The organism is Streptomyces sp. NPDC050625, from assembly GCF_040654755.1.
In the GTDB taxonomy this organism is placed as follows: domain Bacteria; phylum Actinomycetota; class Actinomycetes; order Streptomycetales; family Streptomycetaceae; genus Streptomyces.
In genome coordinates this window covers 449,056-473,649 of record NZ_JBFAIQ010000003.1, presented here as the reverse complement: position 1 = coordinate 473,649, position 24,594 = coordinate 449,056, and the positions used below count along the sequence as shown (strand labels likewise).

Genomic DNA, 24,594 nt, shown 5'->3' with positions numbered 1-24,594 from the left:
ATGAACGGGGCCCCTTCTCCCCGCAGACCTGGCAACCGTTTACCTACCCCCCAAGTGCCGCGAAATCGCCGCAGCTTGAACAACCAGGGTTCTACGGTGTTCAGCATGATCGCAAGATGCGAAACGCGGTGTTTACCGGTCATACGCGTTCATTGTGGCGCGTGTGGGGATCTTGTGGATCAGTCGTGTCGGTCGTTGACAGGCGGGCACGGATGTTGCCGAAGTGGTCCCTTATGGCCTCCTCGGCACGTATGGAATCACCGGACCGGACCGCGTCCAGGATCTCCCGGTGCTGGCGGCAGGTGACCCTCGGGTCCTGCGGCACGTCCAGCAGATCCCGCTGAACACGGTGGAAGGCGTCCCAGAACGCCTCCAGCACCTCGCTCAGCAACACGTTGTCCAGCCCTCGGTAGAGGGTGGCGTGAAACGCTCGGTCGGTCTCGGCGAGGCCGGCTCCCTGTGCGGCCTCCTGTTCCATACGGACGACAAGACCTTCCAGTTCAATCAGGTCGGTTTCCGGCAGTCGTCCGGCCAGCCGGGCGACCAGTCCGCTCTCCACCGCCTCGCGCAGTTCGAGCAGCTGGAGCAGGGAGTCCTCGCCCCGGTAGTGCCCGGCGACTGTGCGGAAGGCCAGGCCCTCGATCATGGGTGCGAGGGTCATCGGGCCGACATAGGTGCCGAAGCCGTGCCGGATCTCGACGATGCCCATCGCCTGGAGCGCCTTCAGCGCCTCCCGCACCGAGTTCCGGCTCGCGCCGAGGAACACCATCAGCTCGGGCTCGGTCGGCAGTGGGGCCCCGGAGGGCAGCCGCCGCTCGACGATGAGCTTCTTGATCCGCTCCTGCAGGTCTCGGGCTGCCATGGCCAGAGGGTATCCGGCCAATCGGGGGGAGGCTCCGGTTCCGGCCATACGAAAGAACCCGGCCATGGAACCCGGCCATGGAACCCGGTCATGGAACCCGGTCATGCGGAAGGCCCCCTCGCGATGGCGAGAGGGCCTTCCGGTCGGTGCGCCGCCAGGGACTCGAACCCCGGACCCGCTGATTAAGAGTCAGCTGCTCTAACCAACTGAGCTAGCGGCGCCTGCTGACAACGAGAACTCTACCCGACCTCCAGGGGTGCTCCCGACCAACAGGGGAGGTCCGGGCTCCGGCCCTCCGCGCCGCCGAGGGGGCGCTCGGGCGGCCGTACATCATTCGGACCGTCAACATGCGCGCCGGGAAGACAGTTGGGAAACTGTGCAATGTGCACATTTGCGGACATTTGAATCAGGAATGTGAGGGGAATCGCATGGTGGCTCCGGTATTCGAGGAATTCGATCCCGTGAGCGACTGCGAATGCCCCGGATGCGTCCACTGGCGACGGGTGGGCCCGCGTCCTCTCGCCGGCCGCTTCGGCGGTCACCCGGCCGCCCGGCGCGCCCTGGTCGTGGCCGCCGCCGCGTCCGCCGCCGTCGGCGCGGGCCAGCCGGCCATGGCCCTCACCGCCTCCCACGCCCCTCACCGGCCCGGCGTCCCCGCGGACGGCGGCGCCGACACCCCGCAGGGCGGGGAGTCCGACACCCCCCAGGGCGGCAGAGCGCCGCTGCACGGCCCCCGCGGGAAACCGGCGGGGCCCGTCTCCCCGGCCGACGCCCCGGCGACCACCCGTACGGACATCATCAACCGGGCCAAGACCTGGATCGCCGCGAAGGTGCCGTACAGCATGGAGGACTACTGGTCCGACGGTTACCGGCAGGACTGCTCGGGCTATGTCTCCATGGCCTGGGGACTGCCGGGCAACGAATGGACCGGCAGCCTCGGCGAGTACGGGGTGAAGATCGCCAAGGAGGAACTCCAGCCCGGCGACATCCTGCTGTTCCACAATCCCGACAACCCCGAGAAGGGCTCGCACGTCGTGATCTTCGGCGGCTGGACGGACTACACGCACACCAAATACACCGCCTACGAACAGACACCCCCGCACGCCCGCCGCCAGTCGACCCCCTACGCCTACTGGAGCAACTCCGACCGGTACGTCCCCTACCGGTACAAGGGAGTGACCAAGACCGCGGCGGGCGCGGAACCGGCCAGTACCACCAAAGGGGTGCCGTACCCGGGAGCGGAGTTCTTCGGCCCCGGGGCGAACAACGACTACGTCACCCAGCTCGGCCGGATGCTGATCGCCCGCGGCGCCGGCGCCTACTACACCAAGGGCCCGAGCCCCGTCTGGTCGGACGCGGACCGACGGGCGACCCAGGCGTTCCAGCAGGCCCAGGGCTGGACCGGGGCGGCCGCCGACGGCCTGCCCGGACCGGTCACCTGGGACCTGCTGACGACCGGGAAGGGCAAGAACATCCCGGCCGCGGCGGGCGGCACGGCCAAGACGCCCGCGGCGGCCGGCACCGCCGGACGGCCTGCCTCGCACGGGGTCCCCGGCTATCCCGGCCGGAACCTGTTCCGTCCGGGGGAGGAGAACGAGTACGTCACCCAGCTGGGGCAGCGGCTGGTCGAGAAGGGTTTCGGCTCCTTCTACGCCACCGGGCCGGGGCCGCGCTGGGGCGAGGCGGACCGGCGGGCGGTCGAGGCCTTCCAGCGCTCCCAGGGGTGGCGGGGCGGCGCGGCGGACGGCTATCCGGGCCCGGAGACCTGGCGGCGGCTCTTCTCATGACCCGGAACGACCACGGCGGGCCGTACGTCCCCATGCCCCCGGCCCGCCCGTCCCCGTGACCCCCACCCGCCCGTCCCCATGACCCCCACCCGCCCGTCCCTGTGACCCGTCTGCACCACCTGGCGACCCGTCTGCACTACCTGACGACCCGTCTGTACCACCTGTTGTGACGCATCTGGCGCGGAGGCTGGAGGCACGCATGAGTACGACCACATCCCACTCGCCCGAGCCGGAGGGACCTCCCGAGGGACCGTCCCGTCCCGCCCGGCTGATCCAGAACGAGGCGACCACCGAGATCCCCGTCCATCTGCTGTTCCGTGACGACCCCGACCCGTCACCGGTGCCGCTGCGGACCGCGGTGGTGGCCCGCAGACAGGGCACCGGCGAGCAGCCGCGGCTCAGACGTCCGGTCCCCGCCAAGGCCCGGCCGGTCCCGGAGCTCGACCCCGACCTGACCGAACGCCCGGCGCGGGTGCTGCCCGGGGCGGCCGGGGTGTTCGCCGGCGTCAGCGGGGTGGCCGGGTGCCTGGCCGCCTCCTGGTGGGCCGGCGTGCTGCCGTCGCTCGCCGTGGAGGCGCTGCGGCTGCCGGCCTACGCGGGTGCCGGTGTCGGCCCGGCCCAGTGGGCGGCGTACGCCGGGGCCGGGGCGCTCGGTCTCGTCGGCTTCGGCGGGCTGGCCCGGGGCACCACCGGGCGGGCCTGGGTGCTCGGCCTGTTCGGCCGCTACCGGGGGACGGTCCGGCGCACCGGCCTGCTCTGGATCAATCCGCTGGTGCTGCGCCGCCGGGTCGACGTACGGCTGCGGCACTGGCGCAGCGAGCCGATGCCCGCGGCCGACGGCAACGGGGTCGCGCTGCGGGTGGTGGTGCTCGTGGTGTGGCGGGTGCGGGACACCGCGCGGGCCGCGCTCGGGGTCGAGGACCACGAGTCGTATCTGCGCGAGTGCGTCGAAGCCGCGCTGGCCCGGGTGCCGGTGGAGATGCCGGGTGCGTCGAAGGGCGCCGTGGAGGTGGCCACGGACGCGCTGACCCGGATGGTCGTGGCGGACGCGGCGCCCGTCGGGCTGGAGGTGTTCTCCGTGCAGCCCGTCCGGGTGGAGTACGCCCCGGAGGTGGCCGCCGCCATGCACCGCCGCCGGATCGCCGCACTGGACGCGCAGCAGCGGGCCACCGTCCTCAGCTCCGTCGTGGACTCGGTGGAGGACACTGTGACCCGGCTGACGATGCGCGGACTCGTCGAACTCGACGACTACGAGCGCAAGGTGCTGGTGCGGGACCTGACCGTGGCGTTCTGTTCGGGGCGCGCGGAGGCGGCGCCGTGATTGGTATGGACATGTTCAACTAACGGCAATAATCTGAAACTTGGTCTAGACCTGCACAGCTCACTGAACTTCCCCCACGTTCTCCAGGAGCGGCAGCATGCGTACAAAGACCAAGTTGTCCGCAGCCGTGCTGGGCGTGGCAACCGCCGGAGCCTTCGTGCTCTCCACCGGCGGTGCCAGCGGGCACGGCTACACCGACCTCCCCATCAGCAGGCAGAAGCTCTGCCAGAACGGCACCGTGACCAATTGCGGCGACATCCAGTGGGAGCCGCAGAGCGTCGAGGGCCCCAAGGGCTTCCCGGCGGGCGGCCCCGCCGACGGACAGCTCTGCAACGGCGGGCTGAGCCGGTTCGCCCAGCTCAGCTCGCCCAGGACGCCGTCCGGCGCCGCCTGGCCGACGACCAGGGTGACGGGCGGTCAGAGCTACACCTTCCGCTGGCAGTTCACCGCCATGCACGCCACGACCGACTTCAAGTACTACGTCACCAAGCCGGGCTGGAACCAGAACCACGCCCTGTCCCGCTCGGACCTCAACACCACACCGTTCCTCACGGTCCCCTACAACGGGCAGCGCCCGCCCTCCACGCTCAGCCACAGCGGCACACTGCCGTCCGGTCTGAGCGGTCATCACGTCATCCTCGCGGTCTGGACGATCGCCGACACGGGCAACGCGTTCTACGCCTGCTCGGACGTCACGTTCTGACCACGCCTCGGGAGGGTCCCGCGTGCGCGGGCGCCACCGGTTCCGGCCCGGCCGCCGGCGCACGGGGGCCCTGCCGGGTTTCTGAGCTTCCCTTGAGACACTTCCGCAGGTGGCGGGGGTAGGTTCCCGCCACGCCGATCGTCCAATCGGCGTACCGACCTCGGGGGACCTCATGGAAGTTCTGTTCTACGTCATACCCGTCATCATGATCGCCGGCGTGTCCGTCATGGCCGTCAAGACGATCGCCCGCTCCCGGCAGATCAGCGGCGCCTGGAACCACGGCCTCACGGCCGAGGCGCGCTGTCTGCGGTCGTACACGACCACCAGCGGTGGCGCCGGCGACACCTCCGTGAGCACCACCCTGCACCATGTCTACGAGTTCACCACGCGCGAGGGGCGCACCGTCCGGTTCGACGAGCTGAACGGCCCGTCGACCGTGATCGAGGGCGACATCGTCACCGTGCACTATCTGCCGGACCACCCGGAGCGGGCCACGGCCCACCCGCCGGCCCGGGGGAAGCTCGCGGTGGGCACGGGCTGCATGCTGGTCTTCTTCGGCGTGTTCGTCGCCTTCTGCCTCGTCTTCATGGCCATGGCCCATGTGATGTTCGCCGAGTCGGACGGTCTGATGCCGTAGCGGGACTCCCTATCTGACGGTGCGTCAGCTACCGTGCCCGTCCATGGAGGACCGGAGGGGCACGGTTGCTGAGCTGGTGGCGGCGCGGTGGGGCGACCACCGGCCGGGGCTGTGGTTCGAGGACCGGGCGCTGACCCACCACGAGGTGGCCGCCGGTGCGGCCGCCCGGGCGGCGCTCCTGGCGGACCTGCTGCCGCGCGCCTCCGAACCGCACATCGGGGTGCTGCTCGACAACACGCCCGAGTTCCCGCTGTGGCTGAGCGCGGCCGCGCTGGCCGGCGCGGCGGTCGCCGGGATCAACCCCACACGCCGGGGCCCGGAGCTGGCCCGCGACATCCTGCACTCCGAGTGCCCGGTCCTCGTCACCGAGAAGGCCCGGCTGCCCCTCCTCGACGGTCTCGACCTGCCCGGGGTACGGCTCCTGGTGACCGACACCCATGCGTACGACGACCTCCTCGCCGGGTACGCCGGCGCCGTACCCGACCCGGCCCGCGCCCGCCCCGCCGACCGCGTCCTGCTCTACTTCACCTCCGGCTCCACCGGCGCGCCCAAGGCCGCGATCTGTTCCCAGGGCCGGCTGGCCGCGGCCGGACGCTCGCTCGTCGAGCAGTTCGGCGTCCGCGCGGACGACGTCCACTACATCTGCATGCCGATGTTCCACGGCAACGCGGTGATCGCGGACTGGGCGCCCGCGCTGGCGGCCGGGGCGGGGGTGGCGCTGCGGCGGCGGTTCTCGGCGTCCGGCTTTCTGGCGGACGTACGGCGCTACCGGGCGACGTACTTCACCTATGTCGGCCGGGCGGTCCAGTACGTCCTGGCCACCGAGCCGCGACCGGACGACCGCGACAACCCCCTGCGCCTGGGCTTCGGCACCGAGGCCGGGGCGGTGGACGCGGCGGCGTTCGAGCGGCGGTTCGGCGTCCGGCTGGTGGAGGGATACGGGTCCTCGGAGGGCGGGGCGGCCATCCAGTGGGCGCCGGGGACTCCGACGGGGGCGGTGGGTCCGGCCGGGCCCGGCCTGGTGGTGCGCGATCCGGGTACGGGGCGGGAGTGCCCGGTGGCCGCGTTCGATGCCGCTGGACAGCTCCTCAACGGTGAGGAGGCCATCGGGGAGCTGGTGAACCAGGGGCCCAGCCCCTTCGAGGGGTACTGGCGCAATCCGGCCGCGGAAGCCGAGCGACGGCGGGGCGGAGCCTACTGGACCGGGGACCTCTTCTACCGGGATGCCGAGGGCTATCTGTACTTCGCCGGCCGCAGCGACGACCGCATCCGGGTCGACGGGGAGAATCTGGCCGCCGCGATGATCGAGAACATCGTCGCCCGGTACGAGGGGGCGGTGGCCGTCGCCGTGTACGGGGTGCCGGATCCGGTGACCGGGGACCAGGTGATGGCGACCGTCGCCGGGCGGTTCGACCCTGGGTCCTTCGCGGAGTTCCTGCGGGCCCAGCCCGACCTCGGGACGAAGATGGCGCCCCGGTTCGTGCGGGTGGTGGAGCGGATGCCGGTGACGGCCACCAACAAGATCGAGCGGGCGCGGCTGCGGCGCGAGGGGTTCCGGTGTGCCGATCCCGTGTGGTGGCGACCGCCCGGGGAGGCCCGGTACCGGAGGCTGACCAGGGAAGACGTCGAAGGGCCCCTCGCTGCTGCGAAGGGCCCGTCAGTGGGGGGTGTGGGTGGCGGAGCCCCCACCGCGCGCGGCGTAGCCGCGCAATAACAGAGATGGCGAGCCGGGTCCGCGCTTTTTGCGGACATGGCTCGCCATCGTCATCGTGCGCCGCCAGGGACTCGAACCCCGGACCCGCTGATTAAGAGTCAGCTGCTCTAACCAACTGAGCTAGCGGCGCATGACTCCCGCCACCCGCTCTGCGCGGCTGGCGACGAAGAAAATACTACCTGGTCCGGAGCGGTGCTCGTGACCATTCCGGTCACGGCTCAGATCGCCAGCGAGAGCAGTACGGGCGCCGCGTTGCGGTTGAGGGCGTCCGCCGCACGCTTCAGCCGGTGTGCCTGCTCCAGCGGCAGGGACAGTGCCAGACAGCCCACCGAGGAACCCGCCGTGATCGGCACCGCCGCGCACACCGTGCCGACCGCGTACTCCTGGAGGTCCAGGACGGGCACCGTCGCCGGCTGGGACTCCAGACGGGAGAGCAGGAGCTTGTCGCAGGTGATGGTGCGCGAGGTGAGGCGGGCCATCCTGTGACGGGAGAGGTGGTCGCGGCGGGCGTTGTGGTCGAGCTGGGTGAGCAGGCTCTTGCCGATCGCGGTGGCGTGGGCCGAGGAGCGGAAGTCCACCCACTCGTTGACCGCGGGCGTCTCCGGGCTGTCCGCGTACTGGCCGATCCGCACCTCGCCGTCCACGTACCGGCTCAGATACACGGCGGCGCCGACCGAGTCACGCAGCCGGTCCAGGATCTGCTGGAGCTTCTCGGTGAGCGCCTGCTCGCGGCCGTGGGCGGAGCCGAGGCGCCTGAGGGTCTCCCCGGTGACGTACGCGCCGGCGGTGATCTGCTCCACGTACCCCTCGCGGCGCAGCATGCGCAGCAGCGTGGTCAGGCGCTCGGGGTCCAGTCCGGTGCTGTGGGTCAGCTCCGTGTCGGTGACGCCGGTCGAGTGTTGTGCCACGGTCTCCAGGACGCGCAGGGCGTCCCGGGCGGAGTGGTACGGCGCGGTCGGCTCGTGCATCAGCGCCACGGTGGTCCCCCCTGCGCTCGCTCTTTGGCCGTAGTCCGGACGGCGAATCTTCTCCACGATAACCGGCAAGAGCCGTATGTGGAGAGGGCGTTGGTCAGAATCTGACGCTCTCAGCTGGGACGCAGGCACGCTGGCATATGCCTTCGTCATGACCCGGCGCCGAGACCTCGGGTGTTCCTGTGTTCACTTCTCGTAATCACAGCACGGCGCCGAGGAATTCCCGGGTTCGATCCTGTTCCGGATCGCTGAAGATCTGCTCCGGCGGACCCGCCTCGACGATACGCCCCGCGTCGAACATCAGTACCTGGTCCGAGATGTCCCGGGCGAAATTCATCTCGTGGGTCACACAGAGCATGGTGATGTCGGTGGAGCGGGCGATGTCCCGGAGCAGATCGAGGACACCCGCGACCAGCTCGGGGTCGAGCGCGGAGGTCACCTCGTCCAGGAGCAGCACCTTGGGCCGCATCGCCAGGGCCCGTGCGATCGCCACCCGCTGCTGCTGGCCGCCGGACAGCTGGGTCGGGCGGGCGTCGCACTTGTCGGCGAGCCCCACCAGGTCCAGCAGCTCGCGGGCGCGGGCCTCCGCCTCGTCGCTCGACAGGCCGAGGACGGTGACCGGGGCCTCGGTGATGTTCCGCAGCACGCTCATGTTGGGGAACAGGTTGAACTGCTGGAACACCATCCCGATCTTCTTGCGGACCTCCCGGACCTGCTTCTCGGGCGCCGGGAAGAGCGGCTGTCCGTCGACGGTGATCGTGCCCTCGTCCGGCTCGGTGAGGGTCATCAGCAGCCGCAGGATCGTGGTCTTGCCGGAGCCGGAGGGGCCGATCAGGGTGACGTGCCGGCCCGCCTGGACGGACAGGTCGAGCCGGTCCAGAACGGTGTTGTCCCCGAACCGCTTGGTCACCCCCGCCAGCCGGATCAGGTCGGTCGGACGGGTGTCGGTGGCGACTGGCTGCTTACTGGTCTCAACGGACAAGGCGACGCTCCAGAGTGCGCAGAAGAAGGGAGGCGAGGGTGGAGATGACGATGAAGGCCACGCCGATCACCGTCACCGGCTCGGTGAACTGGAAGTGCTGCTGGGAGAAGAGCCGGGCCCGGCCCAGCATCTCCAGCACGGTGATCGACATCAGGATCGGTGTGTCCTTGAGCATGGCGATGACGTAGTTGCCGAGCGGCGGCACGACCCGGCGCAGGGCCTGCGGCAGGATCACCACCGTCCAGGTCCGCCGCACTGGCAGGCTCAGCGCCGTCGCCGCCTCCCACTGCCCGGCGGGCACGGCCTCGATGCCGGCCCGGTAGACCTGCATCGTGTACGTCGAGTAGTGCAGCCCGATCGCGAGGACACCGGTGGTCAGCGCGGAGAAGGTCAGGCCCCACTCGGGCAGTACGTAGAAGAGGAAGAACAGCTGCACCAGCAGCGGGGTGTTGCGGACGAACTCCGTCACCACCCCCACCGGCCAGCGCACGAAGCGGGTCGGCGTCCGCATCAGCAGCGTCCAGACCAGCCCCAGCGTGAACGAGATCAGCGAGCCGAGGACCAGCGCCTGCAGGGTGACCAGCAGGCCGTCCCAGAAGTGCGGCATGAACTCGCTTACGGCACTCCAGTCCCACTTCACGCGACACCACCGCCCGCTGCCCCGACCCCGGTCGTCTGCGCGCGCTTCAGCTCACGCGCCGAGGACTCCGTCCCGGGATCCTTGCCGATCCCGGCCTTCAGCCGTTTCTCCAGACCGCGCATCAGCCGGGTGATCATGAAGGCGATCGCGAAGTAGATCAGCAGCAGATAGGTGTAGATGTGCGCGCTCTCCTGCAGCGCCAGCCGCACCAGGTTGCCGCTGAACGCCAGGTCGCCCATGCCGGTGATCGACACCAGGGCGGTGCCCTTGAGCAGCTCGACCAGCAGGTTGCAGAAGGACGGGATCATCTCCGGCACCGCCTGCGGCAGCAGGATCAGCCGCAGCCGCTGCCAGGACGTGAAGCTCAGCGCGACGCCGCCCTCGCGCTGCGCCGGGTCGACCGCGGTCAGCGCGCCGCGCACGATCTCCGCGCCGTACGCCCCGTAGGTCAGCCCGAGCGCCAGCGTGCCCGCCCACAGCGGCACCAGCTGCCAGCCGAAGGCGACCGGCAGCACGAAGAACACCCAGAAGATCATCACCAGGGCCGAGGTGCCGCGGAACACCTCGGTGTAGAAGCCGGCGAGAAAGCGGACGGTCCGCAGCCGGTGGGTGCGGGCGACGCCCACGGCGAAGGAGACCGCGGTGGCCAGCAGGGCGCTGAGCACCAGCAGCTGGAGGGTGGTCCAGACTCCTTCTAGTACGAGTTTCCACAGGCCCGTGGTCATCCGCCGCACAGCTCCTTCGCGGTCAGGTCGGTCATCTCGGCCTCGGTGAAGCCGAACGGCCGCAGGATCCGGAAGAGTTCGCCGCTCTTCTTCAGCCGGCGCAGCTCCACGTTGAAGGCGTCCCGCAGCCGTGTCTCGGCCGACCGGAACGCGAACGCGCCCCCGTCCACATGGGGTTGGCCCTCGACGAGCGGGGTGAAGGCCTTGGTGGCCTCTGCCTTGGCGGACTTCTTCACGACCTCGCGGGTGGTCAGCGCCGTACCGGCGAACACATCGGCGCGCCCGGCCTCCACGGCGTTCAGCCCGGCGACCTGGTCGGGGACGATCAGGATGTCGCTCTCCTTGTACCCCGCCTCGACGGCGTACTGGATCTCGGCGTATCCCGTTCCGGTCGCGAACTTCGCCTTCTTCGCCACGACGTCCTTGTAGTCGTGCAGGTCCATCGGATTGCCCTTGCGCACGATGAAGGAGTCGAGCATCTGGTAGTCGGGATCGGCGAAGATCACCTGCTCGCAGCGGTCGGGATTGACGTACATCCCCGCGGCCACGACGTCGAACTGCTGGGAGTTCAGCCCGGGGATGAGCGAGCCGAACTCGGTCGGCACCGGCTGCACCCGGTCGACCCCTAGCCGCTTGAACACGGCCTTCGCCAACTCCGGTGCCTCGCCCGTGAGACGGCCGTCCTTGTCGATGTACCCGAAGGGGATCTCGCCGGCGATCCCGAGCCTTACGACACCCTGGGCCCGGAGCCGGTCGAGCAGGTCGCCGCCGTTCGCGGCGGCCGCGGTGGCCACGCGTGTGCAGCCCGCGGCGCCCAGCGCGCCGAGGCCGCCGAGCGCGGCGAGTACCGACCGCCGTGAGTGTCCGGACCCGGGCGGGGGCCCGGCTGTGCGCTGCCGTCTGCCAAGTCGTGGTGCCATGGCGGCGCGGCTACCCGGGACCAGGCACCTTATGCATCGCAAATCATGTGCATCGCAAACGGGGGGAGGCCCCGGAGGCCCCCGCTCAGTGGCCCGGCACGTATCCGCGCCGCTTGTCGACCACGTTGACCAGGGGTCTTCCCGCGGTCCAACGCTCGAACAGCTCCACGAACTGCACGCCGAGTTCGTCGTGCCTGCCGACCGCGTCGCCGCTCATGTGCGGGGACACGATCAGACCGGGGACCCGCCACAGCGGGCTTTCGGGGGTGAGGGGTTCGTCGGCGAACACGTCCAGGGCCGCGCCCGCGATCCACCGCCTGGACAGGGCCTCGGCGAGCGCGTCCTCGACGACGAGACCGCCGCGGCCGACGTTGATGAAGTGCGCCGAGGGCTGCATCACACCGAAGCGGCGGAGGTCGAACATGCCCCGGGTCCGCTCGGTCAGCGGCGCCGCCGCGATCACCCAGTCCGCGCGGGACATCAGCCGGTCCAGGTCGTCGGGGCCGTGGATGCCGGTGCACGGGACGCGTCCGACGAGGGCGGTGGTGACGTCGAGGGCCTTCAGCGTCCGGGCGATCGTACGGCCGACGGGCCCGGAGCCGATCACGCACGCGCGCGTGCCCGCCAGCCGCCGGGTCTCGCGGTGCCACCAGGTCCGCGCCCGCTGGAGGTCCAGGGTCCGGGGCAGGTCCTTGGCGATGGCCAGGACCAGGGCGGCGACGTATTCGGCGACGGGCTGGTCGAAGATCCCGCGCGCGTTGGTCACCACGGTGTCGCAGGCGGCGAGCTCCGGGCACATCAGATGGTCGACGCCCGTGCTCGCCGTGTGCACCCAGCGCGGGCGGGGGCCCTCGCCCGGCCAGGCCTCGCGCACCGCGTGCGAGGTGAAGTCCCAGACCAGCAGGACGTCGGCCGCCGGGAGACGCTCGGCGAGGGCGGCCGCGTCCGTGTGTACGACGCGCGCGCGGCCGGTGAGGCGGCCGAGGCGGGGGAGGGGGTCGGCGTCGAGCACGAGGAGGGTCGGCACGGGCGTCGGCAAGCGGTTCCTCCGCGTGGGAGAGGGTTGTCTGACATGCGCGGATCGACCACGCTCGCACCCGGACCCACCCCCGTCAACACATGCGTGCCCACGAGCCGTTGCCCTTCGGCGGTGTCCGCCAACCAGGTCACGCTGCGGGGCGGCGGCGCGGGGACTGGGTACCCGAGCCGTGGGGCCGTATCAGGCGTCGCCGGACGAACGCAGCAGGAGGGCTGGACATGACCGCACTCGGATTCCTCTACCCGGGCCGTTTCGCCGAGGACGACTATCCGCGCATCGAGCAGCTACTGGGCGGTGACATCCGGGTGGACGTGGTCTGTATCGACGTCGGCGAGGGCGCGCACCGGGTGGACGCGCTGCGGCGCACGGGCGAGCCGGAGCGGCTGGCGGCAGCGGTGGAGGAGCTGCGGCTGGCGGGGGTGGAGACGGTGGTGTGGGCGTCCACCGCCGGCAGCTTCGTCCACGGCTGGGAGGGCGCCCGTGACCAGGTGCGCGACCTGGCCCGGACGGCGGGCATGCCGGCCTCCTCGACGTCCTTCGCCTTCGTGCACGCGGCGCGGGAGATCGGGGTGCGGCGGGTGGCGATCGGCGCGACGTACCCGGCGGACCTGACATCCCTGTTCACGGACTTCCTGCGGGCCGGCGGCGTGGAGGTGACCGGGGTACGGGCGGCCGGAGCCGCGTCGGCGACCGAGGTCGGCACCTGGCGGCAGGAGGACGTCCTGACGCTGGCACGCGCTGCCGACGACCCGCAAGCGGAGGCGATCCTGCTCCCGGACACCGCACTGCGCACGGCCGGGTACGTCCCCCTCCTGGAGAAGTCCCTCTCCAAACCCGTCCTCACCGCGAACCAGGTCACGGCATGGGAGGCCCTGCGCCTCACGGACCGCCGAGTGAACGCCCCCGAACTGGGCACGCTGTTCACCCGAGAACCGGTCGTACAGGTGTGACGGCGTGTCGCCCGGGCGGGAATAAAACGGAGACCGCCTCCTGTTAGGCCCCGGAGAACAGCGTAGGGCCGAGACCGCAGGAGGCACACACCGTGTCGGCAGATGAGATCCGGGGGGCGACGCACGGGACCGCGCCCGTTCCCCTCTCCGTACTGGACCTGGTGACCGTCGGCGTGGGGAGTACCGCCGGTGACGCGCTGCGCACCAGCGTCGCGCTGTCCCGGTTCGCGGAGGCCCGGGGGTTCCACCGGTACTGGGTCGCCGAGCACCACTCCATGCCCGGCGTGGCCTCCTCCTCGCCCGCGGTGATCCTGGCGCATCTGGCCGCCCACACCGAGCGGATCCGGCTCGGGTCGGGCGGGGTCATGCTGCCCAATCACGCGCCCCTGGTCATCGCGGAGCAGTTCGGCACGCTGGAGGTGATGGCACCGGGCCGGATCGACCTCGGCCTGGGCCGCGCCCCGGGCACGGACGGGGCCACCGCCGCCGCCCTGCGCCGTACGGACACCCTCAACGAAGGCGCCGACGACTTCCCGCAGCAGCTCGCCGAGCTCACCCGCTTCCTGGACGACGACTTCCCCGACGGCCACCCCTACGCGCGGATCCACGCGATCCCCGGACCGGTGCAGGGCACCGCTCCCGGCGGGGTCCAGTCGCCGCACCGCCCGCCGATCTGGCTGCTCGGCTCCTCCGGCTTCAGCGCCCGGCTGGCCGGTCTGCTGGGCCTGCCGTTCGCCTTCGCCCATCACTTCTCCGCGCAGAACACCGTCCCGGCCCTCGATCTGTACCGGGAGTCCTTCCGCCCGTCCGACGTCCTCGACGCGCCCTACGCCCTCATCGGCGTCTCCGCCCTCGCCACCGACGACGAGGAGGAAGCGCGCCGGCAGGTGCGGGCCACCGCGCTGAACATGATCCGGCTGCGCAGCGGCCGCCCGGGGCTCTTCCCCGACCCGGACGAGGCCGCCAAGCACGAATTCACCCCGTACGAGGAGGAGTTCGTCCACTCCTGGGCCGGCAACATCGTGCACGGCACCGCCGACGAGGTCCGCTCGGGGCTGGACGCCCTCCAGAAGCGCACGGGTGCCGATGAGCTGATGCTCACCTCGCACGCCCACCGCGGCGAGCTGCGGCTGCGCTCGTACGAACTGATCGCGGACGCCTACGGATTGCCGACCGCATAGGTCTCGGTCCCCAGCAGCTCGGAGATACGATCCGGCGACACCGGGCGGGAGTACAGCCAGCCCTGACCGGTGTCGCAGCCGATGTGGCGCAGCCGCGTCGCCTGGGCGGACGTCTCCACGCACTCGGCGGTGACCGTGAGGCCGAGGCGGTGGGCCAGCTGGATCATCGCCTCCACCACGACCTCGTCGGCCGGATTCGGTCGGTCGCCCGGGTCGTCGTACTGGAAGCCCCGTACGAACGAGCCGTCCAGCTTGAGCACCGACACCGGCAGCCGGCTCAGGTACGCCAGATTCGAGTAGCCGGTGCCGAAGTCGTCGATGGCGATGCGGACGCCCATGTCGCTGAGGGCCTGGAGGGTCTGCAGCGGGCGTCCCGCCGAACCCATCACCGCGGACTCGGTCAGCTCCAACTGCAACAGATGCGGGGCCAGGCCCGTCTCGGCGAGGGTCTCCGCCACGTCCGCCACCAGGTCCGAGTCCCACACCTGACGGACCGCCACATTGACGCTCACGAAGATCGGCGCCTCGTCGGGGTGGTCCAGCTGCCAACGGCGGGCCTGGCGGCAGGCGGTGGCCAGGGCCCAGCGGCCGAGCGGCACGATGGAGCCGTCCTCCTCGGCCAGTCCGATGAACCGATTCGGCGTCAGTGTGCCGAACTGAGGATGGTTCCAGCGCACCAACGCCTCGACACCACGCAGCCGGCCGTCCTCCATCCCGACCAACGGCTGGTACTCCAGGGCGAATTCACCCCTGTCGATCGCGGGACGGAGCGTCGAGGAGAGCGCCTGGCGGGTCATGCGGTGCGCGTTGCGCTCCGGGTCGAACAGCGTCCAGCGGGCCTTGCCGTCGGCCTTCGCCCAGTACAGCGTCGTATCGGCGGCCTGCATCAGCCCGGTGGCCGTCGTCCCGGCGGCGTGCCGTTCGACGACACCGATCGACGCGGTGAGCGACAGCCGCTGGCCCGCCAGATCGAAGGGGGCCTGTAGCGCCTCCAGGGCCGCCTCGGCCAGGTCGGCAAGCTGCTCGGTGCCCGTCGAGTCCTCGACCAGCAGGGCGAATTCGTCGCCGCCGAGCCTGGCGACCAGGGGCGCGCCGGTGCGCGCGTACCCGGCCTCGTCGGCGACTCTGGTCAGGCGTTCGGCGACGGCGGCCAGCAGCCGGTCGCCGATGCGGTGGCCGAGGGTGTCGTTGACCGCCTTGAAGCCGTCCACGTCCAGGTAGCACAGGCCGATCCGGCCCGTGCCGCTCTGCTCGTACGTCTCCGCCTCCAGCGCGGCCGACAGCCGCTCGAAGAACAGCGTGCGGTTGGGCAGCCGGGTCACCGGGTCGTGCATCTGCAAGTGCCGTAGTCTGGCCTGGAGTTCACGGCTCCCGCTGATGTCGGCGACGGACAGCAGGACACCGGGTGCGCAGCCGGCCAGCGGTGCGACCGTGACCTGTGCCCACACCGAGTGGCCGTCGGGGTGCTTGAGCCGGCGGGTGCAGCGCAGCTTCGCCTGCCGGCCGCGCAGCACCTCGCGGTAGGCGTGCCAGGTGCGGGCGTCGGAGGCCAGGTCCACCAGGTCGGCGGCGATACGGCCGTCGAGCGCGTCGGGGGCCGTGCCGAGCAGCGTGCCGAACGCGTCGTTGGCGTCGACGACCAGGCCCTCGCGGTCGACGACCGCCATGCCGAGCGGGGCGGTCGCGAAGACGGTGCGGTAGGCGTCCGCCGGGGGATCGGGACGGGACTCGGCACAAGCAGGCGCACTGAAGTCACTCACTGTGACGGCGGACCGGTCGAGGTCTGCCGTGGGCGTCGGCCCTTCGGACGTTCCGCTCACCGCTCGCTCCCGCAGTGCACTCGATGTCTGTCCGTGCAGGAAAGTGTGCCGATCATAGGGGCTGGCCCCGGGGCCTTCCAGCCACTGTCCAGTGTCCACGACGAACCGGCCGTTCTGACAGATCGTTTCTGCCCGCACGTGGACGGCTTCTTCAAGCCCTCGACCACTTGTGACGTTCCGTGAGTGCTCCGGGGTGTCGCCCACTCGGCCCAATGCGCGGCCTCTCACTCTTCTGGTGCAGACAAACAGGACGAAGGACGGCAAAGTCACACACGCTGGGTGCGGTGTCCCGTGAACCGCAACCGGAGGTCCCTTCGTGCCGCGTCCTCAGCTGCGCAGCACCGCCGCAGTGTTCACCGCGATGTCGGCGCTCGCGGCGACCTCGATCCTGTCCGGCCCCTCGGCCGCCGAGCCGTTCTCCACGGCTCCGTGCGCGCTGCACCGGACCGACGCGCACCACTCGGAGGGCGTGGACACCTGGAACTCCGCCTACACCCGGCCGACCCGCCCGATGTCGGCCGTGATGGTGTTCCTCTCCTTCCCGGACGCCACCCCGCGCACCACTCCCGCGGAGCTGACCGCCGACCACTTCCCGGCCACCAGCCGCTTCTTCGAGCAGGCCTCCTACGGGAAGTTCACGCTTGTCCCGCATCCGCTGACGCACTGGCTCCGAATGCCGCACGCGTCGACGTCGTACGCCATACGGCGTGACTGGAACCCGGCCCGGCGGGCCGCCTATCTGCGTGACGCGTTCGCCGTGGCCGACCGCGAGGTCGACTTCTCGCGCTACGGCGTCGTCTACTTCGTGGCCGACCCGGACGCGCCCGGCGTGGACTCCGACGCGACGAAGGTCGTCAACCTCGACACCCCGGCCCATGTCGACGGCACGGACGTACGGCGGGTCGTCACGGTCTTCGAGCACCATCCGCCGGACCGGCTGGTCCTCGCGCACGAGACGGGGCACGTCTTCGACCTGCCGGACCTGTACCACCGCCCGGCGGACGGGAAGGGTGACTGGGACACGTACGTCGGGGACTGGGACCTGATGGGCAGCCAGTTCGGGCTGTCCCCGGATCTGTTCGCCTGGCACAAGTGGAAGCTGGGCTGGCTCGATCCCCGGCAGGTGACCTGCGTCCGGGGGGCCGGACCCACGCGGCTGACCCTCGAACCCCTCGCCGCCGGACCGGGGACCCCCGTCACGGCCGCCTCCGGCGCTCCGGCGTTCGGGCTGGGCGACGGCACGAAGCTGGCCGTCGTGCGCACCGGAGCCGACAGTGTGCTGGCCTTCGAGGCCCGCGGCCCGGCCGGGAACGACCATGCGACCTGTCATGAGGGGGTGCTCGTGTACCGGGTGCGCGGCGAGGCGGCGTCGGGGGGCGGGCCGGTCGAGGTCGTGGACGCCCATCCGCACACCGAGGGCTGCTGGGAGAACTCGGTGTACGCGCCGCTGGCGGATGCGCCGGTCGGGCTCGGGGAGAGTTTCACGGTGCCCGGGGAGGGCGTGAAGGTGGAGGTGGAGGGGCGCACGGCGTCGGGGGCGTGGACGGTGAAGATCACGCCGGGGGTCGCCGGCTGAGCGCGTGCGATGTCGTACGAAGGCGGCTGCGGCGCGTGCGGAAGCGCCTGCGGCGCGCGCGGAAGGTTGAGGGAACAACAATGGCGGACCGAGTTCCCCCGAACCCGACCCGCCATCGTGGATGCGTGCGCCGCCAGGGACTCGAACCCCGGACCCGCTGATTAAGAGTCAGCTGCTCTAACCAACTGAGCTAGCGGCGCCTGCTGACGTCGTAGACCTTAGCATCCTGATCGGCGGGAGGAAAAATCGATATCCGCACGCCTGCGCGGGCCGCCCGTACGGCCGCCCAGAGCAGGACCTCGGGGCCGGGCAGCCAGGGGCGCCGGGTGTCGGGGGCGACCAGCCAGCGGGAGCCGCCGGAGGCGGGAGCACCGTCGTCGGTGAGCGCCGGGACGGTCACGGCGTCTCCGGTGCCGTGGCAGATGAGGGGAGGCACACCCCCCGTCCGGCCGCTGACGCCCTCCCGCGTCCCCCACTCCTCCCAGGCCAGCAGCGAGGGCAGCCGCTGGGCCGTGCCCGGCGCGGCGAACAGGAGCAGCCGGCCCCGGAACACCGCGACCGGCCCGGAACCCGGGCCCTCGTCCCACAGCCGGTCCAGCATCCGGCGTCCGAAGACCACCGGCACGTTCACCACGTCGAAGGCGGCGCCGCAGGGCAGGACCACCGGTGCGTCCGGGCGCTCCGCCCAGAGCGCGAGTGTGCCGCGCGGATACGTTCCGGCAGAGGCGAGCCAGGCGGCGCCTTCGGAGGTGACATTCCGTGTGCTGCTCATGGGCAATACATCTACCGGCGGTGAGCGGGCGCTTCCGGAGGGTTGCGGAAAACGGGGACGGGAGGGGGTGGGGAGGAGTATCTTGCCCGCCTGGCATATGCCGCGAGGGTTGCCAAACGCTCACACGGGATCGGCGGTGCCCCGGCCCTCGGCGCCGGCGCCGCGCATCAGGTCCCGCCCGAACTCGACCATCCTCCTGGCGTAGTCCTCGGTCCACTCCGCGCGCTCCGCGATGTCCGCCGGGGTCAGCCGGTCGAACCGCCGGGGATCGGCCAGCTGCGCCGCGGCGATGGCCTGGTACTCCATCGCCCGGTCGGTGGCCGCGCTGAACGCCTGCATCAGCTCTGTCGCCCGCGCCAGCAGGGCACGCGGATCCTCGATCGACTCCAGGTCGAAGAAGTGCTCAGGGTCGGAGACCGCCTCCACGGGCTCGAAGAGCAGGGGCGCGGGGCGTAGCCGCGGTTCGTTCCGACGCGGCGTGGGCTCCGCCATGTCTTCTCCTCCTCGTACGGTTCGATGGGCGCCGCCTTCCGGGGTGGGCCACCGTCCATTGTCGCGCGCCCGCGCAAGGGGCCATGGGGAGCGCGCTGCACGGCTGTCGCCCGGGTCTGCCGGCGGCCTGCGGGTCGCGGCTGGTCAGGGCGCCCAGACCACCTTGTGCTCCGGCCGGTCAGGGTCGCCACGCCACCCTGTGTTCGGCCAGGTGTGCGAGTACCGCGTGGTTCGCCTCCCGTCCGTCAGGGCTGTATCCCTTGGCCGCCTCCGGCGGCGTGCCGGACTCCGTCCGGCGGATGGGGCGGCGTCGTGCTGATCGTGTGCCTGGGCAGATGCCGGCGGTGCGGTCAGGGTCGCCACGCCACCCTGTGTTCGGCCAGGTGTGCGAGTACCGCGTGGTTCGCCTCCCACCCATCAGGGAACTTCACGACCGTGCCCAGCTGGACCGGTTCCGTCGACGGGTAGTCGTCCAGGAGGTCGGTCACGCCTGCCCGGCAGACCACGATGCAGGCCTGACGGTGCCGGGAGGCGAGGACGCACAGGCGGCCCGTCTCCAGGTGGAAGGCGGTGGCGTCGGGGCGGCCGGAGAGCGGGTGCAGGACCACCGTGACGTCGAACTCCCGGCCCTGCAGTCGGTTCGCGGTGTCGACCGTGACGTCCGGTACGCCCAGCTCCGCCAGGGCCGCCCGCACCGCCGCCGCCTGGTCCCGGTGCGCCGTGCCGACCGCGATCCGGTCCGCGGTCAGGGGAGCGGGCTCGGGCGAGCGCTCCGACGTGGCCGCGCCACCCCGGTCCAGCAGCCGTCGTACGACCGTCGCCACCGCCCGCACCGCCTCCGGGTCGGTCCGCGGAGTGTGCCGCGCGGGCAGCTCCAGCAGGCCCCAGCCGGACTCCGCCGCCTCGTCGATCACCCGGTCCGGGCCCGAGCCGTCCGACGGGACCGCGAAGCCCAGGCGCCGGTCGCCGTGGTCCGTGCCGCTGCGGAACGGCGTGTAGGGGTAGAAGGCGTCCGAGACCAGCGGGGCCGCCGACGCGGGGAGCCGCCAGGACACGGGGAGCCGGTGCTGCGGCAGCTCCGGATTGTGCGCGAGCAGCGTCGACACCGCCGAGGCCGAGGGGTCGTACGACAGCCCGGCCCACTGCTCGCTGCCCACGATCGCGAACGGGTCCAGCTGCCCCGGGTCGCCCACGAACAGCGCCCGCTCGAACAGCCCGGCCACGGCGAGCAGCGCGTCCGAGCGCATCTGGTACGCCTCGTCGACGATCGCGTGCCGCCACGGCTCGTCCACCTTGACGTGCGCCCACTTCGCGGCGGTTGACAGGACGACCGGGATGCCGGCCAGGTCCGCCGCCTTCGCCGACTTCCGTACGTTCGCCAGATCGTCCAGCGCCTTGTCGTACGGCTCGGCGTCGCTGCTGTGCAGGCGCCCCACGGGCAGTTCGGGGCTCTTCTCGGCGAGTCGCACGACCAGGTCGTCGACCTGGGCATTCGTCTGCGCGACCACCATCAGCGGGCGCCCGGCGTCGGCGAGTTCGAGCGCCGCCCGGACGACGAGCGTGGACTTGCCGGCGCCGGGCGGCGAGTCCACGACCACGCCCCGGTCCATACCGTGCAGGGTGTCGTGGAGGATCGCGTCGGTGGCGCGCGCGGCCGCCGCACCGGGGTCGAAGGCCGGTGCGGTCACAGGACGTCCTCCTCGGTCACGGCGTCGGCGGCCTCGGTGACCGCGTCGCCCGGCGGCCCGCCGTGCGTCCACGGTGTCTGCTCCTGGTCGGGCAGCTTGGCGCCGCCCCGCTGCTCGTGCTCGAACAGCGTGAAGCAGAGCAGGTCGCCCTTCTCCGGCACCGACCCCTCCTCCGGCTCCTTGCCGCGGCCCATCTTGTCGACGATCCGCAGCACGACCAGCCCCTCGCCCTCGTGGCCGACGAACTCGGCCGCCTGCGGCTTCCCGCCCAGCGAGCGGTACACCCTCGCCCGCTCCCCGAGATGCGGCCGGTCGTCCGTGCGGACCGTGACCAGCGGGCGCGGACTGGGCCGCTTGCCCTCGCTGTACGCCATGACCACATCGACGACCTCGCCCGCGAACGCCTCCCCGGACAGCCGCCGCCCGGCCATCACCAGCGGGTCGTCCAGCGCCTCCTGGGCCTCCAGCCGGGCCTGCTCGCGCTCGCGCGTGGCGAGTTTGCTGGCGGCCGTCACCGCGTCGTCGCGGCGCGGCTGCGGGGGCTCCCCGGCGACGACGCGGTCGCGGTGACCGGTGAACGACCAGCGGTCGCGGGTCCACCGCTCCTCGACGTGCGCGCCCTGTGGAAGCGCCCGCAGCAGGTCGATGCCGCGCCACACCGCGTCCCAGGTGGGCCGGGTACGGCTCTCCACCAGCGCCCGGATCTCCCGCTCTGCGGCGGTGAGCACACCGAGCCGGTCGTCGGCCTGCATGCCGTCCTCCGCGGCGGCGAGGGCGGTACGCGCGCGGTCGTAGCGCTCGAAGGAGGGGGCGAGCAGCTTGTTGTCGAACGCCGGATCCGTGGCCGGGCCCGCGGGCGGGCACAGCAGCTGGCCGTCGGCGTCCCGCGCATGCCCGGCGCGCAGGGCCGCCTCGGCGCCGCTCTCGCCCTCGGGCGGGTCGATCCAGGCGAGCAGCGCGCCCAGGTGCTGGTCCTCCAGGCCGGACTGCCCGGTCGCCCAGTGCCGGGCCAGCACGTCCGTCACGGCCAGCAGCAGCGAGGAGCCGGGCACCCGGGCCCGCTCCCCGAAGTGGGTCAGCCACCGCCCGAGCAGTGGCACCCGGGGCGGCGCGGGATGCGGGGCCTCGGGCTCCTGCTCGGCGGTGCGCCGGAACCGCATGGAGCGGCCCAGCAGCCGTACGAAGTCGATGCCCGCGCGGCCCGGGACGATCAACTGCGGGGCGTCCGCACACAGTTCGACCTCGACCTTGACCCGCTTGCCGGTCTCCGGGTCGGTCTCGGTGCGCTCGGCGGCCTCGACCGTATCGGCGTAGTCGTCGATGTACGGCAGGACGCTGTCGGCCAGTTCGGCGAGGAACGCGAAGCGCAGGTCGCGGTCGCGCGGCTGCGGTACGACGAGCAGGCGCGGCGCGTCCCGGTCGGTGCCGACCAGCGCCCCGAGCGGGGCACCGGCCTCACCGGAGGTGGTCAGCGGCACGAACACCAGGGGACGGTCGGACAGATGCCGGTGCCGGACGGTGGCGGCGGGACCGGCCCGGCCGGTGCTGATGGCCTCCAGCCGGGCGAGGGTGGCGATCAGGGACAAGGGACCACCTCCTGGCCGGTCCGGGCGCCGGGCAGCGCCCCCTGACCGGCGCCCGCCAGTGCCTCGGCCCGCAGGGCAGCCGCCCGGCGCAGCGCCGCGACCGCCGGGTCGTCCGGGTCGCCGCTCTCGCCGCGGGCCGCCGACAGGACCTCGTCGACCGTGGTCAGGCCGCCCAGTTCGGCGCGGACCGGGCGGCCCAGGGTGGTCACCGCGCCGGCCGCGCGGGAGCGTTCCCGGCAGTGGAAGGCCAGTTCGCAGGCGGCCAGGCAGTCGGGCGCGTACTTCGCCGGGACCGCGTCGACCGCGGCCGTGAGCTCCTCGGCGGGCAGGCCCGGGGCGAAGCAGGTGCCTTCGGGCAGCGCGTCGGCGATGTCCTGGATGCCGGTGAGCCGGGTCAGCTGGCGGGCGGTGACCGCGCGCTGTTTGCGCACGTCGACGGCGGAGGCGGTGGCGAGGTTGGAGAAGTCCTTCGGGCAGACCAGCAGGATCCGGTGGCGCACGCGCGGGGCGGGCTCCAAGCGCGCGGCGACCTCCTCCAGCGCCAGCACGTACACCGCGGCCTGCCGCGCGGCCGCGCCGACCTTCGCCGGGTCCGCCGAACCGTCCAGCAGCGGGAAGGACTTGATCTCCACCACCGTCCAGCTGCCGTCCGGGTGCACGACCACCGCGTCCGGCTCGAGGAAGGCGGGGGAGCCCGCGACGTCGAGGGCGAGCATGGGGTGGTCGAGCAGTGTCCAGCTGCCGCGCGCCTCGGTGGCCTCGCGCAGCGCCAGCGCCGTACGCGCGGTGCGTCCCTCGGGGCCGATGGCGGTCAGATCGGGCACCCGGGCCTCGTGCGGCGGTTCGGCGCCCGGGTCCAGCCGGGTGTGCGCCAGCCGCAGCAGTTCCGCGCCGCCGTCGGCCTTCACCCGCGCCTCGAACGCGTTGCCCCGGGTGAGGGCGAACTGCGACTGTCCGAAGGCGGACGGCGCGCCCAGCGCGCTCGCCAGCGCCACCTTGTCCACTCCGGCGCCGTCGAGGATCGCGCGCCGTCGGCACCCCGGGTTCGCGGCGAGCGCCGCCAGGGCGCGTGCGTCCAGTGCCTTGGCCGGTACGTCCGGTCCGCGCAGCTCAGCGAGCCGCTGCCGCAGCGCCGTCCCCCGCGTCCGTGGAAGAGGCGTCCGGCTCGGCCGCGGATCCGATCCGCTCCTCGCGCTGCCGTGGAATTCGCTCACCCGCGGAAGTCTGGCATCCGCCACTGACAATCGAGGAACCTGCGCCGGCAATCGGGGCGCCTGCGCCGCCGGAGTGTGCCGCGACAACCGGGGTGCGCGGGGCCAGCCGGGACCGGACCAGGTCCGCGACGCGCATCATGTACGGCGCGAGCAGCAGGCCGACGCCCATCACGGCCACGCCCGCGACCGCGTCGAGGGAGTAGTGGTTGGCGGTGCCCATGACCACGATCGCGGTCAGCAGCGGGTAGGCGATGCCCAAGGCCTTCGCCACGCGCGTGCCGCCGTGGCGCCACAGCATCACACCGCACCACAGGGCCCAGCCCACGTGCAGGCTAGGCATGGCCGCGTACTGGTTCGTCATGCCGCCCATGCCCCGCGGGGCGCTGGCCTCGCCGCCCCACCAGCCGTACGAGCTGTACTGGGCCATCGTGTCGACGAAACCGTGGCCGGAGGTGAGGAGCCGGGGCGGGCAGGTCGGCAGCAGCGTGAAGCCGATGAGGCCGATGAACGTGGACGTCATCAGCCAGGTGCGGGCGGCGCGGTAGAACTGCGTGCGCTTGCGGAACAGCCAGACCAGGATCACGGGCGTGACCAGGTAGTGCAGCGACGCGTACCAGAAGTCGGCCGGCACGCCGAGCCATGCCTCGCGGGTGAACAGCCGGTTGAGCGGGTGCTCGGCGTTGAGGTGCAGGGCCTTCTCGATGCGCAGGATCGCCAGGCCGTGGTCCACGGCGCTGGAGACGTCGCCCCGGGCGAGCAGACGGCCGGCCGAGTAGCAGCCGTACACCAGGAGGATCAGCGGCAGCTCGGTCCACCAGCGCAGCCGTGTCCTCGGGAACACCTCGGTGCCCGGTGTCTCGGTCTGCGGCATCCGATCGCCCTCCCCCTTCTTGTTCCGCGGCGCCCGGTGGGCCGACCGTGACACTTTACGGTGTACGCGCTCGCCCTTCATGGGGTGCTCCAGCCCTCAAAGACGCAGAGATCGCCCACCGGGTTGCCCCCGCACAGGGT

Annotated in this window: 22 protein-coding genes and 3 tRNA genes; 8 read left to right on the top strand and 17 right to left on the bottom strand. The window is 71.9% G+C overall.

Annotated features, from left to right (window positions below):
* Positions 1–139 precede the first annotated feature (139 nt).
* Both AB0I54_RS09610 and AB0I54_RS09605 read right to left on the bottom strand, forming a co-directional pair.
* Positions 140–862 (bottom strand): FadR/GntR family transcriptional regulator, encoded by a 723-nt coding sequence (locus AB0I54_RS09610; RefSeq protein ID WP_363295353.1) that lies wholly within the window; start codon positions 860–862, stop codon positions 140–142.
* Positions 863–1,009: 147 nt separating this feature from the next.
* Positions 1,010–1,083: transfer RNA gene (locus AB0I54_RS09605), tRNA-Lys, on the bottom strand.
* Positions 1,084–1,290: 207 nt separating this feature from the next.
* Here AB0I54_RS09605 and AB0I54_RS09600 point away from each other — a divergent pair.
* The 5 genes from AB0I54_RS09600 to AB0I54_RS09580 all read left to right on the top strand — a co-directional run bounded on the left by AB0I54_RS09600 (position 1,291) and on the right by AB0I54_RS09580 (position 7,024).
* A complete protein-coding gene (locus AB0I54_RS09600) occupies positions 1,291–2,649 on the top strand; it encodes a peptidoglycan-binding protein (protein WP_363295352.1) in 1,359 nt (452 codons plus the stop codon).
* Positions 2,650–2,848: 199 nt separating this feature from the next.
* Positions 2,849–3,970: an SPFH domain-containing protein gene (locus AB0I54_RS09595; protein WP_363295351.1), complete on the top strand. Its 1,122-nt coding sequence runs from the start codon at positions 2,849–2,851 to the stop codon at positions 3,968–3,970.
* A gap of 97 nt (positions 3,971–4,067) precedes the next feature.
* On the top strand, positions 4,068–4,673 hold the full coding sequence (locus AB0I54_RS09590; protein ID WP_363295350.1) for a lytic polysaccharide monooxygenase: 606 nt from the start codon (positions 4,068–4,070) through the stop codon (positions 4,671–4,673).
* A 172-nt stretch (positions 4,674–4,845) separates the two neighbouring features.
* Entirely contained in the window at positions 4,846–5,310 is a 465-nt protein-coding gene (locus AB0I54_RS09585; RefSeq protein ID WP_363295349.1) for a DUF3592 domain-containing protein, read from the top strand.
* A gap of 43 nt (positions 5,311–5,353) precedes the next feature.
* On the top strand, positions 5,354–7,024 hold the full coding sequence (locus AB0I54_RS09580; protein ID WP_363295348.1) for an AMP-binding protein: 1,671 nt from the start codon (positions 5,354–5,356) through the stop codon (positions 7,022–7,024).
* Positions 7,025–7,080: 56 nt separating this feature from the next.
* On the opposite strand, the gene AB0I54_RS09575 is transcribed toward AB0I54_RS09580, so the two are convergent.
* From AB0I54_RS09575 to AB0I54_RS09545, 7 genes are all read right to left on the bottom strand, one after another.
* Positions 7,081–7,154: transfer RNA gene (locus AB0I54_RS09575), tRNA-Lys, on the bottom strand.
* An 88-nt stretch (positions 7,155–7,242) separates the two neighbouring features.
* Complete coding sequence (locus AB0I54_RS09570; protein ID WP_363295347.1) at positions 7,243–8,001, bottom strand: IclR family transcriptional regulator C-terminal domain-containing protein; 759 nt, start codon at positions 7,999–8,001, stop codon at positions 7,243–7,245.
* A 196-nt stretch (positions 8,002–8,197) separates the two neighbouring features.
* The gene (gene ehuA, locus AB0I54_RS09565) at positions 8,198–8,926 is read right to left on the bottom strand and encodes an ectoine/hydroxyectoine ABC transporter ATP-binding protein EhuA (RefSeq protein WP_363295515.1); all 729 of its coding nucleotides are present in this window, start codon (positions 8,924–8,926) and stop codon (positions 8,198–8,200) included.
* A 43-nt stretch (positions 8,927–8,969) separates the two neighbouring features.
* Entirely contained in the window at positions 8,970–9,620 is a 651-nt protein-coding gene (gene ehuD / locus AB0I54_RS09560; RefSeq protein ID WP_363295346.1) for an ectoine/hydroxyectoine ABC transporter permease subunit EhuD, read from the bottom strand.
* Positions 9,617–10,345, bottom strand: coding sequence for an ectoine/hydroxyectoine ABC transporter permease subunit EhuC (ehuC, locus tag AB0I54_RS09555; RefSeq protein WP_363295345.1), 729 nt, complete (start codon positions 10,343–10,345; stop codon positions 9,617–9,619). Before ehuC ends, ehuD begins: the two co-directional genes overlap by 4 nt.
* Positions 10,342–11,265: an ectoine/hydroxyectoine ABC transporter substrate-binding protein EhuB gene (gene ehuB, locus AB0I54_RS09550; RefSeq protein WP_363295344.1), complete on the bottom strand. Its 924-nt coding sequence runs from the start codon at positions 11,263–11,265 to the stop codon at positions 10,342–10,344. Before ehuB ends, ehuC begins: the two co-directional genes overlap by 4 nt.
* An 85-nt stretch (positions 11,266–11,350) precedes the next feature.
* Positions 11,351–12,304 (bottom strand): D-2-hydroxyacid dehydrogenase, encoded by a 954-nt coding sequence (locus AB0I54_RS09545; protein WP_363295343.1) that lies wholly within the window; start codon positions 12,302–12,304, stop codon positions 11,351–11,353.
* Positions 12,305–12,522: 218 nt separating this feature from the next.
* On the opposite strand from AB0I54_RS09545, the gene AB0I54_RS09540 reads away from it, so the two are divergent.
* Both AB0I54_RS09540 and AB0I54_RS09535 read left to right on the top strand, forming a co-directional pair.
* A complete protein-coding gene (locus AB0I54_RS09540; protein ID WP_363295342.1) occupies positions 12,523–13,254 on the top strand; it encodes a decarboxylase in 732 nt (243 codons plus the stop codon).
* A gap of 92 nt (positions 13,255–13,346) precedes the next feature.
* A complete protein-coding gene (locus AB0I54_RS09535) occupies positions 13,347–14,435 on the top strand; it encodes an LLM class flavin-dependent oxidoreductase (protein WP_363295341.1) in 1,089 nt (362 codons plus the stop codon).
* On the opposite strand, the gene AB0I54_RS09530 is transcribed toward AB0I54_RS09535, so the two are convergent.
* Positions 14,414–16,255: an EAL domain-containing protein gene (locus tag AB0I54_RS09530; RefSeq protein ID WP_363295340.1), complete on the bottom strand. Its 1,842-nt coding sequence runs from the start codon at positions 16,253–16,255 to the stop codon at positions 14,414–14,416. The two genes, AB0I54_RS09535 and AB0I54_RS09530, sit on opposite strands and share 22 nt — an antisense overlap.
* 361 nt (positions 16,256–16,616) lie before the next feature.
* Between AB0I54_RS09530 and AB0I54_RS09525 the strand changes: the two genes are divergently transcribed.
* Positions 16,617–17,831, top strand: a complete 1,215-nt coding sequence (locus AB0I54_RS09525; RefSeq protein ID WP_363295514.1) for a M6 family metalloprotease domain-containing protein — start codon at positions 16,617–16,619, stop codon at positions 17,829–17,831.
* 126 nt (positions 17,832–17,957) lie between these two features.
* On the opposite strand, the gene AB0I54_RS09520 is transcribed toward AB0I54_RS09525, so the two are convergent.
* The 7 genes from AB0I54_RS09520 to AB0I54_RS09490 form a co-directional block, all read right to left on the bottom strand.
* Positions 17,958–18,031, bottom strand: a tRNA-Lys gene (locus tag AB0I54_RS09520).
* Positions 18,022–18,603 (bottom strand): bifunctional DNA primase/polymerase, encoded by a 582-nt coding sequence (locus AB0I54_RS09515; RefSeq protein ID WP_363295339.1) that lies wholly within the window; start codon positions 18,601–18,603, stop codon positions 18,022–18,024. Before AB0I54_RS09515 ends, AB0I54_RS09520 begins: the two co-directional genes overlap by 10 nt.
* Positions 18,604–18,723: 120 nt before the next feature.
* A complete protein-coding gene (locus tag AB0I54_RS09510; protein ID WP_361614231.1) occupies positions 18,724–19,095 on the bottom strand; it encodes a hypothetical protein in 372 nt (123 codons plus the stop codon).
* 350 nt (positions 19,096–19,445) lie between these two features.
* Entirely contained in the window at positions 19,446–20,783 is a 1,338-nt protein-coding gene (locus AB0I54_RS09505; protein ID WP_363295338.1) for an AAA domain-containing protein, read from the bottom strand.
* On the bottom strand, positions 20,780–22,369 hold the full coding sequence (locus tag AB0I54_RS09500; RefSeq protein ID WP_363295337.1) for a hypothetical protein: 1,590 nt from the start codon (positions 22,367–22,369) through the stop codon (positions 20,780–20,782). The genes AB0I54_RS09505 and AB0I54_RS09500 overlap by 4 nt, the downstream gene beginning before the upstream one ends.
* Positions 22,360–23,499 carry a hypothetical protein gene (locus AB0I54_RS09495; protein ID WP_363295513.1) on the bottom strand — a complete coding sequence of 380 codons (1,140 nt, stop codon included), beginning with the start codon at positions 23,497–23,499 and terminating at the stop codon, positions 22,360–22,362. Before AB0I54_RS09495 ends, AB0I54_RS09500 begins: the two co-directional genes overlap by 10 nt.
* The gene (locus AB0I54_RS09490) at positions 23,480–24,454 is read right to left on the bottom strand and encodes a phosphatase PAP2 family protein (RefSeq protein ID WP_363295336.1); all 975 of its coding nucleotides are present in this window, start codon (positions 24,452–24,454) and stop codon (positions 23,480–23,482) included. The genes AB0I54_RS09495 and AB0I54_RS09490 overlap by 20 nt, the downstream gene beginning before the upstream one ends.
* Positions 24,455–24,594 lie beyond the last annotated feature (140 nt).

Coding starts and splice junctions, on each gene's coding strand:
- ehuC (WP_363295345.1), bottom strand. CDS start 10,345: ATGACCACGGGCCTGTGGAAACTCGTACTAGAAGGAGTCTGGACCACC.
- AB0I54_RS09490 (WP_363295336.1), bottom strand. CDS start 24,454: ATGCCGCAGACCGAGACACCGGGCACCGAGGTGTTCCCGAGGACACGG.
- ehuB (WP_363295344.1), bottom strand. CDS start 11,265: ATGGCACCACGACTTGGCAGACGGCAGCGCACAGCCGGGCCCCCGCCC.
- AB0I54_RS09600 (WP_363295352.1), top strand. CDS start 1,291: ATGGTGGCTCCGGTATTCGAGGAATTCGATCCCGTGAGCGACTGCGAA.
- AB0I54_RS09595 (WP_363295351.1), top strand. CDS start 2,849: ATGAGTACGACCACATCCCACTCGCCCGAGCCGGAGGGACCTCCCGAG.
- AB0I54_RS09585 (WP_363295349.1), top strand. CDS start 4,846: ATGGAAGTTCTGTTCTACGTCATACCCGTCATCATGATCGCCGGCGTG.
- AB0I54_RS09590 (WP_363295350.1), top strand. CDS start 4,068: ATGCGTACAAAGACCAAGTTGTCCGCAGCCGTGCTGGGCGTGGCAACC.
- AB0I54_RS09540 (WP_363295342.1), top strand. CDS start 12,523: ATGACCGCACTCGGATTCCTCTACCCGGGCCGTTTCGCCGAGGACGAC.
- AB0I54_RS09525 (WP_363295514.1), top strand. CDS start 16,617: ATGTCGGCGCTCGCGGCGACCTCGATCCTGTCCGGCCCCTCGGCCGCC.
- AB0I54_RS09580 (WP_363295348.1), top strand. CDS start 5,354: ATGGAGGACCGGAGGGGCACGGTTGCTGAGCTGGTGGCGGCGCGGTGG.
- AB0I54_RS09515 (WP_363295339.1), bottom strand. CDS start 18,603: ATGAGCAGCACACGGAATGTCACCTCCGAAGGCGCCGCCTGGCTCGCC.
- AB0I54_RS09510 (WP_361614231.1), bottom strand. CDS start 19,095: ATGGCGGAGCCCACGCCGCGTCGGAACGAACCGCGGCTACGCCCCGCG.
- AB0I54_RS09610 (WP_363295353.1), bottom strand. CDS start 862: ATGGCAGCCCGAGACCTGCAGGAGCGGATCAAGAAGCTCATCGTCGAG.